This is a genomic window from Arthrobacter sp. SPG23 (genome assembly GCF_000876655.1).
In the GTDB taxonomy this organism is placed as follows: Bacteria; Actinomycetota; Actinomycetes; order Actinomycetales; family Micrococcaceae; genus Arthrobacter.
The window spans coordinates 1-12,868 of the sequence record NZ_JYCN01000029.1 but is presented as its reverse complement, the minus strand read 5'-3'; the positions used below and the strand labels follow the sequence as shown (position 1 = coordinate 12,868).

At 65.5% G+C, this 12,868-nt stretch carries 9 protein-coding genes; 6 read left to right on the top strand and 3 right to left on the bottom strand.

All coding sequences use genetic code 11. From position 1 onward, the window contains the following. Window positions 1-73: 73 nt before the first annotated feature. The 5 genes from TV39_RS20175 (at window position 74) to TV39_RS20155 (ending at window position 8,357) form a co-directional block, all read left to right on the top strand. Window positions 74-1,576, top strand: a complete 1,503-nt coding sequence (locus TV39_RS20175; RefSeq protein WP_200891067.1) for an aminobutyraldehyde dehydrogenase — start codon at window positions 74-76, stop codon at window positions 1,574-1,576. Window positions 1,577-1,647: 71 nt separating this feature from the next. Beyond that, window positions 1,648-2,922: a D-arabinono-1,4-lactone oxidase gene (locus TV39_RS20170; RefSeq protein ID WP_043485256.1), complete on the top strand. Its 1,275-nt coding sequence runs from the start codon at window positions 1,648-1,650 to the stop codon at window positions 2,920-2,922. 25 nt (window positions 2,923-2,947) lie between these two features. Beyond that, complete coding sequence (locus TV39_RS20165; RefSeq protein ID WP_082049925.1) at window positions 2,948-4,351, top strand: ethanolamine utilization protein EutH; 1,404 nt, start codon at window positions 2,948-2,950, stop codon at window positions 4,349-4,351. Window positions 4,352-4,469: 118 nt separating this feature from the next. Next, window positions 4,470-5,573, top strand: a complete 1,104-nt coding sequence (locus TV39_RS20160; RefSeq protein WP_043485254.1) for a PP2C family protein-serine/threonine phosphatase — start codon at window positions 4,470-4,472, stop codon at window positions 5,571-5,573. Window positions 5,574-5,729: 156 nt separating this feature from the next. Next, window positions 5,730-8,357 (top strand): trehalase-like domain-containing protein, encoded by a 2,628-nt coding sequence (locus tag TV39_RS20155; RefSeq protein ID WP_043485252.1) that lies wholly within the window; start codon window positions 5,730-5,732, stop codon window positions 8,355-8,357. Here the strand turns inward: TV39_RS20155 and TV39_RS20150 are convergent. The 3 genes from TV39_RS20150 to TV39_RS20140 form a co-directional block, all read right to left on the bottom strand. After that, window positions 8,354-9,277, bottom strand: coding sequence for an AEC family transporter (locus TV39_RS20150; RefSeq protein ID WP_043485250.1), 924 nt, complete (start codon window positions 9,275-9,277; stop codon window positions 8,354-8,356). The genes TV39_RS20155 and TV39_RS20150 overlap by 4 nt on opposite strands. A gap of 144 nt (window positions 9,278-9,421) precedes the next feature. Then, the gene (gene panD, locus TV39_RS20145; RefSeq protein WP_200891066.1) at window positions 9,422-9,850 is read right to left on the bottom strand and encodes an aspartate 1-decarboxylase; all 429 of its coding nucleotides are present in this window, start codon (window positions 9,848-9,850) and stop codon (window positions 9,422-9,424) included. A 96-nt stretch (window positions 9,851-9,946) separates the two neighbouring features. Further along, window positions 9,947-10,882, bottom strand: coding sequence for a LysR family transcriptional regulator (locus tag TV39_RS20140; protein WP_043485245.1), 936 nt, complete (start codon window positions 10,880-10,882; stop codon window positions 9,947-9,949). Between the two features lie 141 nt (window positions 10,883-11,023). Between TV39_RS20140 and TV39_RS20135 the strand changes: the two genes are divergently transcribed. Further along, window positions 11,024-12,487 carry an amino acid permease gene (locus tag TV39_RS20135; protein WP_043485243.1) on the top strand — a complete coding sequence of 488 codons (1,464 nt, stop codon included), beginning with the start codon at window positions 11,024-11,026 and terminating at the stop codon, window positions 12,485-12,487. The last annotated feature ends 381 nt before the right edge of the window (window positions 12,488-12,868 follow it).

Sequence of the window (12,868 nt, the reverse complement as noted above, 5' to 3'; positions counted from 1 at the left end):
TTCCCCAAATGTGATGCGGCGCACACTGCAGGCGCCCCTCGCAACAACGCACCCGAGAAATCCGGAGTCCGCGATGACACAGATAATTTCCCATACCCTCCCCGAAATCCGCCGCGCCGGCGGGGCAGGCCACCGCGATGATGCGCTGGCTCCCGCCGGCCACTTCATCAACGGCAGCTTTATCCCCGGCAGCGGCGGCAGCATCGACGTCGTCAACCCCGCTACCGGAGAGACCATCACCGCCGTGGCGGCGGGGACGGCTGAAGACGTAAACAACGCCGTGGCCGCCGCCCGGGCCGCCCAGCCGGCGTGGGGGGCCATGACCCCGCGCGAGCGATCCGAAATCCTGCACCTGATCGCGGACCGGCTGGCGGCGAACTCCGGTGACCTCATGCGGCTGGAGTCCCTCAACACCGGAAAGCCCCCGGCGGTGGCAGAGGACGATGTCAGCAGCGCCATCGACACCTTCCGATTCATGGCGGGGGCCTGCAGGACAATGACATCCCTTGCCGCAGGTGACTACGCCGCAGGGCATACTTCCGTCATCCTGCGCGAGCCGCTCGGCGTCGTTGGTGTCATCACGCCGTGGAATTATCCGCTGCTGATGGCGGCCTGGAAGCTCGCTCCCATCCTGGCCGCCGGCAACACCGTGGTGCTCAAGCCCTCGGAACAAACACCGTTGACCACGCTGAAGCTGGCCGAACTCATCGCGGATATCGTCCCGGCCGGCGTCGTCAACATCGTCACCGGCTACGGTGATCCTGTGGGATCCCGGCTGTCCGCCCACCCCGACGTCGCACTCGTGGCGCTCACCGGCAGCGTTGGCAGCGGCTCCGCCGTCGCCGCCGCGGCTGCACCCTCGCGCAAGCGGGTGCATCTTGAGCTTGGCGGCAAAGCCCCGGTCCTGGTGTTCGCTGATGCGGACCTCACCGAGGTTGCCCGGGGCATCCGGACCGCCGGCTTCTGGAACTCCGGCCAGGAATGCGGCGCAGCCTGCCGGATCCTGGTACACGAAAGCGTCGCCGATGCCCTGACCAAAGAACTGGTCCGCGAAGTCGGAACCCTGGTGGTCGGCGAGCCTGGCGCCGGGGCCGACGTCGAGATCGGGCCGATGGTGTCTGAAGCCCACTTCGAGCGGGTGAAGGGTTTCCTGGAACGCGCCGCTGACGAAGGGCTGCACGCAGCGGTGGGCGGCCGTCCGCTGCCGGGGCCCGGCTACTTCATCGCTCCCACCGTGTTGACCAATGCCCGCGAGGGCTCCGAGGCCACTCGCAACGAGATATTCGGGCCCGTGGTTACGGTGGAGACCTTTGCGACTGATGAAGAAGCCGTCCGCCGGGCCAACGAGACCGAGTACGGCCTGGCCGCGTCCGTATGGACAAGCGATGCCAAACGCAGCACTGCGATTCCCCGGAATCTGGATTTTGGCACTGTCTGGGTCAACTCTCACCTAGTACTCGCCAACGAGGTGCCGTGGGGCGGCTTCAAGGGGTCGGGTTACGGCCGTGATCTCTCGCTCTACGCCCTGGACGACTTCAGCCGGACCAAGCACGTCATGACCAACCACGGCGCCTAGACACTCGACGCCCCACCCTTCCCAGTGCATTTCGCACTCCGCACCTTTCGTTGACAAACCAAGGACACACCATGCCCACCAAGACCCTGACCACCGAGTTCCCCGCCGTCCCGCATGAAATCCACCGCCAATGGAGCAACTGGGGCGGCAACCAGTCAGCCACCCCCGCCTATACCGTCCGCCCCCGCACCGACGCGGAAGTACTCGAGGTGGTCCGCTATGCCATCAAGGCCGGCCTGCCCGTACGCGCCGTTGGTGCCGGGCATTCCTTCACCCCGCTGGTGCAGACCGGCGGGATCCTACTGGACCTGGCGGGGATTTCGGGTATCACCGGAACCGACACCGAGCGGCTGCGGGCACGGGCCCGGGCCGGCACTGCGATCAGCGACTTCGGCGAGCCGCTCTGGAACGCCGGACTCTCCCTGACCAACCAGGGGGATATTGACAAGCAAGCCATCGCAGGGGCGCTGTCCACCGGTACCCATGGCTCCGGCGTCGAACTGGGCAGCTTCTCCTCCGCCCTGCGCTGGGCGCGGCTGATCAACGGCCACGGCGAGATAGTGGAAATCGGCGAAAACGACCTGCGCGAGCTCAAGGCCGCGCAGGTGGCCCTGGGCACGCTCGGAATCCTCCTGGAAGTGGAGCTGGCGGTCTCTCCGCGCTACCATCTGGCCGAGCAGATCACGTACCCCACATGGGGGGAAACGGTGGCGAATTGGGATACTGATATTGCCAGCAACCGCCACTATTCCTTCCTCTGGTGCCAGGGTGAGGAGTCCGCGGGGCTGTACGAACTGCCCACCCCAGCGGGAGAATCCATGATCAACCGCAGCTACACCAAGCGCTACAACGCCGTGGACCTCGATGAAAGCACCGATCTTTCCAGCGTTGAAGGGGCCCGGCGCGACCGCGCATACCGCATCTACGCCGGCGGCTTCATGATCCCGTTCCACGAGCTCGAATACTACGTGCCCATGGAGCGCGGCCGGGAGGCAGTGGAGGCGCTGCAGGACCTGATCCGTACCCGCCACGCGGACCAGAAGTACCCCATCGAAGTTCGTTGGGTGAAGGCGGAAGACGGCTACCTTTCCCCCTTCCAGGGCAGGAACACCACCGTACTTTCCGTCTCCGGAGCCCCCGGCACCAACTACTGGCCCTACCTGCGCGATGTCGACGAGATGCTCCAGGATTTCGATGCCCGCGCCCACTGGGGCAAGATCCACTTCCTGACCCGCGAACGGGTCGCAGCGCTGTACCCGGGGTATGAGGAGTTCGTGGCCGTGCGCCGGGAATTCGATCCTTACGGCGTCTTCCTCAACGACCACACCCGCGCCCTGCTGGCCTGATCAACGAATCGGAACCGGACCAACCATGGAAATCATCGGCCAAGTAATCATCTACATCATGATGGCGTTCCTGCTCGTCGGGGCGGTCAGTGCCATCTTCAACGACGAAAAAGGCTTCGGAAAGGAGTTCAAAGAGGGCATTTACTCTATCGGGCCCATCTTCCTGCCCGTGGCGGGCATCATGTGCTTCATCCCCATCCTCAGCGACCTGGTTGCCCGCTATGTGGCACCGCTGTACTCGTTGCTGCACGCCGACCCCTCTCTGGCGGCAACCACGCTGATCGCCGGCGATATGGGCGGCTACCACCTTGCCCACGAGACCGCCGGCAGCCACAGCGCCTGGATCATGGCCTTCGCGGTCAGCTTCACCGCCGGATCAACGATCATCTTCTCCATCCCGGTGGGCCTGGCCATGCTGCAAAAGCGTGACCACAAGTACATGGCCCTCGGCGTAATGGCGGGCCTCCTGGCCATCCCCTTTGCCGTCTTCATCATCACGTTGCTGCTGCAGACCGCCCATACCCCTCTGCGCGAGGACGTCTCCACCAGTTCGGCCTCGACGGCACCCTTCGACCTGCCACTGGGCGAGATCCTTCTTAACCTGTTGCCGCTGACGGTCTTCGTGATCCTGCTGGCGCTCGGGCTGCGGTTCGCTTCCCGGATCATGGTCACCGGCTTCATCTACTTCGGCCGGTTCCTGGACATCCTGATCAAGCTGGCCCTGGCGCTGTCCGTGGTGCAGTACTTCACCAACGTGTTCGACGTCTTCGGGCCGTGGCCGCTCGCACCGTTTATTGCCGACGCCGATGATCAGTTCCGCGCACTGGAGGTGGCCGGCTATATCGGAGTGATGCTCGCCGGAGCCTTCCCCATGGTCTACGCCATCCGTACTTGGCTCGCCAAACCGCTGGAAAAAGCCGGCGGGAAGCTCGGCTTCAGCGAAGAAGGGGCCACGGGCCTGCTCGCCGGGGCCGCGAACATTTTGGCTCTGTTTCGCATCATCACGCTGATGCCGCCCCGGGATAAAGTGCTGACCATCGCCTTCGCAGTCTGCGCTGCATTTACCTTCGGAGACCACTTGGCGTTCAGCGCCAACTTCCAGCCGAACATGGTCTTTGCCCTCATTATCGGGAAGCTCGCGGGCGGCGTGATCGGCATCGTGCTGGCGCTCTGGCTGGCGCTGCCCTACGCCCGCGTGCTGGAATCCCAGGACCGTGCAGCGGGTGTGATCGGTGCCGACGAATACCGCCACTCGCACCTTCCCTCCCATGCGAGGGCGGACGCGAGGACGGAGCCGGTCGGCGGGGCTTCCGGTGTCATGGCCGACAAATCCGCAGACGGCGGTCCAGATCTGGACCCGCCTCGGCTGAACAGTTCGGCAAAGCCGGGGCCCGGGGGCGGAAGCGCGGTCCGCGCCCGCGTGGAGTAACCGCTCGGGGTGCCCGGGCATCACCGATGTCCCGGGCACCCGTCCCGCCCTGGTGTTGCGGGACGGCCCGGATGGTACCGATGTGACAACTGCGGCCCGCACGGAGTCTAATAAGGGCATGACTGATGAGCCGGACGTACGCCGTGCCCTGGTCATTGAGGACGACGACGATATCCGCGGCCTCCTCGTCCACATTCTCACCAAGCAGGGCTTCCAGGTGTCCGCCGTGTCATCCGGGCGGGCCGGCGTCGAGCTGATGCAGCGCGACGGCGCGGAACTGGTGACGCTGGACCTGAACCTGCCGGACATCGACGGCGTTCAGGTCTGCCGCGAACTGCGCCGGTTTTCCGACGCCTACATCCTGATGATCACCGCCCGCGGCGAGGAACTGGACCGCCTCACCGGGCTGGACACCGGTGCGGACGACTACATCACCAAGCCCTTCAGCCCCCGAGAGCTCGCGTCCCGGATCACCGCACTGTTCCGCAGGCCGCGCGCCAGCGCCGTCCATGAAGCCGCAGCCCGGGACGAACTGCGCCGCGCCGTGGAGGTCCAGCGCAGCCTGCTCCCGGCGGAAGGCATGTCCCTTGACGGCTTTGACATCGCCGGATCCTTCCGGCCTTCCCGCAATGTTGGCGGCGACTTCTTCGATTGGTACCCGAGCGAGGGCGGGCTGCAGCTGACCCTGGCCGATGCCATGGGCAAAGGCATGGGGGCCGCACTGATTGCTGCGACCGTCCGTGCCGTCATGCGTTCAGTGGCTCACCGGACGCCGCTGAGTGAGGCCTTCAGCTCGGCCGGCCGGATCCTCGAAGCGGACCTCGAACAGTCCGCATCCTTCGTGACCCTTTTCCACGCACGGCTTGATGCGGCCACCGGAATCCTGGACTACCTGGACGCCGGCCACGGCCTTGCGCTGCACATCAAAGCGGACGGAAGCTGCTCACGGCTGCTCACCGGAGGCCCTCCGGTGGGAGCATGGCCTGACCAGGAGTGGGATGCGCACCGGGTTTCGCTGGAGCCGGGCGACTGCCTCGCTGTAGTCAGCGACGGACTGCTGGATGTCTATCCCGACGTCGAGGTCCTGACGGCGGTCGTGGCCGGCACCGTTTCCGGAAGCGCCAGCGCCCAAGCGGCCTGCGACGCCGTCCTGGAGCTGGCCTCGGGCCGCGACGTTTCCGACGACGCCACTGTGGTGGTGCTGAAACGGGCACGGGGATAGCTGCCCCGCCCCGTCCCCAAATCGACGGCGGAGCACACGTTACATTCCCGCAATGACAGGGATATTCTGGTGTAACCACGGCATCGGAGACTGGGGGTATGTCCCTCGCCGGACTTCTCTCACGCATCATTGGGGATTATCCGAAGGACGTCGCCTGTGCCTACTCCGCTCAATCAGTCCGTGGCCGATTCTGCCCTCCTGACCCGTTCCCTGCCGCTCGGCCTGCTCCGCGCTTTTGTGCAGTCCGATGCCGCCGACGACGGTCTCACGCCACACCTGCTGGCTGAACTCAAGATCCTGGCCCGCACGCCCGGGCTGCTGGTGGCCTGTAACTACGGCGGAACGCTCTGCGACGCGGAGGGGATCTCCACCGAAACCCTGCCTCTGGGCAGCGCCGCAATTGCGCTTCGCGCCCTGGCCGCACTGCCCAACACCCACGCGGCCGTTATCTCCGGCCGGTCGCTGCGGGACCTGGCGGCGGTTTCCAGGCTCCCGGCGGAGGTGCACCTGGTGGGGTCCCACGGCGCCGAGTTCGACATGGGTTTCGCCCACGGCCTGTCCCTTGCCACCGAATCGGTCCTGCAGCAGGCAAGCCAGGCGCTTGTCGAAACGATCGGTGCCTACAAGGGGATCAGCATCGAGCGCAAGCCGGTAGCGGTGTCCGTGCACACCCGGCCCGCCTCGCCCGCGATCGTCGCCAAAGTGCTGGAGAAGGCCGAGGAAGTGGCCCGCGCCCATGGCCTGTTCTACATCGTGGACGGCTCCGTGCTGGACCTCTCCGTGGTGGAACCGTCCAAGGCGGACGCCCTGGAGCACCTGCGCGCCCGCCTGGGCGTAAGCGCCGCCCTCTATGCCGGCGACGCCTCCAGCGACGAACTGGCCATGGCCACCCTCCGCGGCCCCGACATGGGCATCAAGGTGGGGGAGGGACCCACCGGGGCAGCCCACCGCCTCCGCGATCCGGAATCCTTTGCCCGGGTCCTGGCCATCCTGTTCGAACTGCGCCGCGCCTGGCTCTTCGGGGAGGACGCCGTTGGACTGGAGCGCCACTCCATGATCGGCAACGGCTCATCCACTGCCCTGATCACCCCCGAGGCCAAGGTGTGCTGGATGAGCCACCCGCTGCCGGACTCCGGGTCCCTGTTCGCCCACATCCTGGGCGGCGACGCCGCGGGCCACTTCTCGGTGGAACCGGTCAAGGCGTCCCAGGTCCTCGGGCAGCGTTATGTGGACAGCACCATGATCGTGGAAACCCGCTGGGCCGACGTCACCGTGACGGACTACCTCGAGCCTGCCCCGGACGGGATCACCAGCCTGGTCCGGGTGCTGTCCGGCAGCGGCGCGGCCCGGATCGTCTTCGCACCCCGGCCGGACTACGCCAACGCCCCGTTCAGCATGGAGGCCCGCGGCGAGGAGCTGCACGTGGTGGGAACGTCCGATCCGATCATCCTGCTGGCCCCCGGCGTCAGCTTCTCCATCACCTCGGACGGCCGCCATGCCACGGCCACCGCTGACGTTAACCTGCGGAACGGACCCGTGGTGCTCAACCTGCGCTGCGGTGACACCGAGCCCAGCCACACCGGGGTGGGCGGCGAAACCGAGCGTCGCGCCGCCGTCGCGCATCACTCCCGGCGGTGGGTCCAGGACCTGGACCTGCCGGGCGTCAAGCCGTCGCTGGTGCGCCGCTCGGCGCTGGTGCTCCGCGCGCTGGTGCACGAACCCACCGGCGCCGTCCTGGCAGCCCCCACCACCTCGCTGCCCGAAGGAATCGGAGGCACCCGGAACTGGGACTACCGCTACTGCTGGCTGCGGGACGGCTCCATGACCGTCAACGCGCTCGTCGACCTGGGTTCCACCACGGAAGCCTACGGATTCCTGCGCTGGCTGGGCCGCATCCTGGACAACGCGCCCGGGCCTGAATGGCTGCACCCGCTGTACTCGGTTACGGGGGCGCCGCTGTCCACGGAGGCCATCATCGAAAGCCTGCCCGGCTATGCGGGATCACGCCCCGTCAGGATCGGCAACGCCGCGGACCACCAGGTGCAGCTGGACGTTTTCGGGCCCATCGCGGAGCTGATCTGCGCAGTGAGCGAGCGGGAGGACGCTCTGGAGGATTCGCACTGGGAGCTGATGGTCCAGATGGCCTCCGCCGTGATGGCCCGCTGGCATGAGGCCGACCACGGGATCTGGGAAGCGCGCCGCGCACCCCGGCACCACGTCTACACCAAGGTGATGTGCTGGGTGACCCTGGACCGGGCGCTGCGCACCGCGGCCAGGCACGGCAGGGCGCCGGAGCCCGCATGGGCGCCCACCGCCGAAACAATACGCGAGGAGGTCCTCCGCGAGGGCTGGGATGAGGGCGCCGCGTCCTACACGGTGGCCTACGACAGTCCCGACCTCGACGCCGCCGTGCTGCACATCGGCCTGTCCGGGCTGCTGGACGTGAACGACCAGCGGTTTCTGGACACCGTCACGGCCGTGGAACGGGAGCTTCGGGTGGGACCCACGGTCTTCCGGTACAGGTACGACGACGGCCTGCCGGGTTTGGAGGGCGGCTTCCACATCTGCACCACCTGGCTGATCGAGGCCTATGTGGCGGTGGGCCGGATCGAGGAGGCCTGGGACCTGTTCGACCAGCTGGTGAACCTGTTCGGCCCCACCGGCCTGCTGCCCGAAGAGTACGATCCCGGTACCGAAACGCACCTGGGAAACCATCCGCAGGCGTACTCCCACCTGGGCTTCATCCGCTGTGCCCGGATCCTGGATCAGCACCAGAAAGCCTAGGTGAGGAGCAGGGCCACGCAGATCATGGCCGGTACTGCCACGACCGTGGTGATCAACACTGTGTCCTTGGCTACGGTGATGCCTGTACGGTAGCGGCTGGCCGCGACGAAGACGTTCTGGGCGGTGGGCAGTGCAGACGTCACCACGACGGCGAACAGGGCCTGCCCCTCCATGCCGATCAGCCGTGCCACCAGATAGGCGATGGCCGGATGGACCACGAGTTTGAATGCGCTGGCGAGGACCGTGTCGATGCGGCGGCCGGCGGCTGCATGCAAGGGCCGGGAGCCGTTCAGGCTCATGCCGAACGCGATCAGCATGGCCGGGATGGCCGCCCCTCCGATCAGGTGGATCGGCTGCATGACCAGCTCCGGCACCTGCCAGTGCGTTCCCGCGACCACCAGGCCCAGTGCGGAGCCCACAATCATCGGGTTCTTGAGGATCATCAGCGCAAAGCCGGCAGGGGTGGTCCGGTGGGCGCTGGTCGTGGCATCCAGGGCCATCAGGAACAGGGGGGTGAAGAACGCCAGCTGGAAGATCAGCAAAGGTGCCACGTAACTGGCGTCGCCGAGGACGTACACCGCGATGGGAATACCCAGGTTGGCCGAGTTCGCCAGGGACGCGCTCATGGACGACATCAGCGATTCCGGGACGGTCCGTTTCAGCAGGAACCGGACGATCACAAAGAAGATTGCTGCCGTGACCATCGCGCCGGCGGCGGTCACCAGCAGGGGAGCGGCAAAGACGTCGTGGAGTTTGGCCTTGCTAAGGGTCTCGAAAAGGAGCGCCGGGCTGGCCACGAAGAACGTCAGCGAGCTGAGCACGGGCCGGGCGTGTTCTCCCAGAATCTTCCGGCGGCCCACGAACATGCCCACCAGGATGATGGACCACACTACGAAGAAGCCCGCGAGAACGCCTAGCACCCGGATGTCCCTGACAGGTTCCCCGGCAGGCCGGGCGGGAGCGGGTTGGCGTTCACCATCCCAGCCTAATCAGATTTATTCAGCCCGCAGCCGGAGTGTGGGAAGGATCTCGGTATCCGGACGGGGCTGTTCCGGAGGAGATGCCTAGTTCAGGGCGGAGTTGTTGAGGGCGAACGGCGGCCGCATCAGGCCGCGGGTGTGCCCCTCGGCGGGGTCGTTGCCGATCTGGACGATCTTGTTGTCCTTGTCCACGTGGACCACCTTGGGCGTGTAGGCCCTGGCTTCTTCGGTGGTCATCTCGGCATAGGTGATCAGGATGACGATGTCATTTTCGTGCATCAGGTGCGCAGCCGCGCCGTTGATGCCGATAACGCCCGAACCGCGTTCGCCGGCGATAGTGTACGTCTCCAGCCGGGCGCCGTTGGTGACGTCAACGATCGCCACGAGCTCTCCGGGAAGAATGTCCGCAGCCTCCAGCAGGTCCAGGTCAACGGTGACCGACCCCACGTAGTGCAGATCGGCATGCGTGACAGTGGCCCGGTGGATTTTGGACTTAAACATTGTGCGATTCATAACGTGCCCAGTCTAACGCCCGGCGCACTTTCGCGCTGTGACGCAGGGAACTTCCCACCATCCCGCGGGGAGTCCACCAGATTGTTTTCCTGGGGATTATGCCGATTTTGCCTCCGGCGGGACCGGGCCCGCGGGGGCAATCGAATCGGCTGTAACTGCCAGCACCTCGCGGGCGGCGAGGATGGCGGGCCGCTTGGCGCTGGACCGCCGAACGGACGTGAAGACGGTCCGGTGCGGGTTGCCGGGCAGCAGCAGCAGCTGCGCCGACGTTTCGCGGCCGGTCCAGACAAGGTCGGGCATCAGGCCGACGGCGTTGCCGGACTCGATCAGCCGGATCTGCGCCTGCAGGTCCGCGGTTTCGTACCGGACGTCGGGCTCGAAGCCGGCGCTGCGGCACGCCTGTTCAGCCCAGTGGCGGGATGCCGCACCCCGCGGCTCCATCACCCAGGCAAGGTCCGCCGTGTCTTCGAGTGACCGGATGGGCTGCAGGCCCTTGTCCGGTCCGGGGACGGCCAGCCGGATGGCGTCTCCGGTCAGCCGGATCCGGTCCAGTTCCGCGTACCGCGGGGCGGCGTGGCCCGGATATTGCTCGGCGATCACCAGGTCAAAGTCCCGGGCCCACGTTTCATGCAACGCCGTTTCCGGTTCGCGCTGCACCATCTCGATCCTGACTTCGGGATACGTGGACGCCATCCGGGTCAGCATGCCCGGCATGAGGGCGAGGGCGGCGGACTGGAAGACGGCGATCCGGACGGTCCCGGACACGGTGGTGAGGCTTGCGGCCAGATCGGCCTCGGCCTGTTCCAGCGTTTCGAGCAGGTGAGCGGTGTGCGCCACCAGGACTTCGGCCTGCGGGGTGAGCTGGACCCGCCGTCCGGTCTTGCGCAGCAGCTGCACCCCGGCCTCCTTCTCCAGCAGCGCCAGCTGCTGGGAAACCGACGATGGGCTGTACTGGAGGGCGTCCGCCACCTCGGCCAGGGTTCCACGGATTTTGAGCTCACGGAGCAGCCTCAATCGCCTGACATCAAGCATGGCCGTTCCTTCGCTAAATCTAATGAATATTAATTAGGAGAATTCACTTTATCTAATGCAACCGGGCTTGCATACTAAACAGACTGAGTAACCCCCATCACAGGGCGGATTGATGGGTCCACATCTATGCAGGAGTCCCTGATGAGAACAAAAGATTTATCCCAGTCGATCATGCGGCGTAAGCCGTTTGACGACATCGAAGAAGAAAACAAACACAGCGGGTTGATGAAAAGCCTGGGCCTGTGGCAGCTGACAGCCATCGGCGTCGGCGGCATCATCGGCGTCGGCATCTTTTCCCTGGCGGGCCTCGTCGCCCACGGCAGCGAGAGCGAGCCGGGCGTGGGCCCTGCCGTACTGTTTTCCTTCTTGATTGCGGGCCTCGCCTCGGCGGCCGCCGCATTGTCTTATGCGGAATTTGCCGGCATGATTCCCCGCGCAGGCTCGGCCTACACCTACGGCTATGTGGCCCTTGGCGAAGTGATCGGCTGGTTCATCGGCTGGGACCTGCTCCTCGAATACATCGCAATCGTGGCCGTGGTGGCCATTGGTATTTCCGGCTACTTCGATGCCTTCCTTTCCGGCATCGGCATCCACATGCCCATCTGGATGACGTCAACCCCGGACGAGGGCAAGGGCGGAATCGTCAACATCCCCGCCATTGTTGTCTGCCTCATCGTGACCTGGATCCTTTCCCGGGGAACCCGGGCGTTCGGCCGGTTTGAGCTGGTGGCAGTGGCCATCAAGGTTGTCCTGATCCTGTTCATTATTGGCCTGGGCATCTTCTACATCGACACGAACAATTACAACCCGTTCATGCCAAGCGGGTTCGGCCCCGTGCTGGCTGGCTCGGCCACTGTGTTCTTCGCGGTGTTCGGGTACGACGCCATGAGTACCGCGGCCGAGGAAGCCACCGACGGCAAGAAGCACATGCCGAAGGCGATTATCCTGTCGCTGATCATCGCCATGCTCCTCTACGTGGCAGCCACCCTGGTCCTCACCGGCATGCAGAACTACAAGGACATCGATCCCAAGGCCGGCTTCGCCTCCGCGTTTAGCGGCGTCGGCCTGCCCGTCATTGCCACCATCATCTCCGTGTTTGCGGTGCTGTCCATCCTCACCGTAATGCTGACCTTCCTCCTCGGTGTCACCCGCGTCTGGTTCTCCATGAGCCGCGACGGCCTGCTCCCGGGCTGGTTCGCCAAGACGGACCACCACGGAACCCCGCAGCGGGTGACCTGGATTGCCGGCGTCGCGTCGGCCCTGCTGGCAGGAGTCTTCCCGATTAAGGCCGTCGCAGACCTGACGAATATCGGCATCCTGGCCGCGTTTGTGGTGGTCTGTTTCTCGGTGATCGTCTTCCGCTACAAGAAGCCCGACGCTCCGCGCGCCTTCCGCCTGCCCTTCATGCCGGTCATCCCCGCGTTCGGTGTGCTGGCCTCGGCCTTCCTGATGTTCCAGCTGCACTGGGAAACCTGGCTCCGCTTCTTCGTCTGGCTGGTGGTCGGGCTGATCATCTACTTCGGCTACGGCCGCAAGCATTCGCTGATGAATCCGGACAGCCCCAGGCACGAAGAGGCCGTGGAGATGCACCGCCCCCTGGCGTAGCCACCCAACGCTCGTTACCTTTTTCGTAGCCCAGTTCTGTTGCAGGATGTGGGTGTGCTTGCCTGACCGGGTCCGGCATGATTATCACGCTCTGTTGTTGGATGATCCTGAGAGTGTTGTCACCGGGTCCGGGCGGGTGGCAGGGTGACCGCTAATAGGGGCAGGACAGTTTAGGAACGTCGTGCGTAACGTGGGTGCGGGGCCCTGACACCGATGGTCAGGCTGGCACGGTAGTCAGTGTCCAGGACCGGAGGTGCGCCAGGTGATCAGGAACCACGAAAACGTTGAAGTGTTCATCGGATTGGATGTCGGCAAGGGTGAGCACCATGCTGTTGCCTTGGACCGGGCCGGGAAGAAGTTGCTGGACCGGGCCCTGCCCAA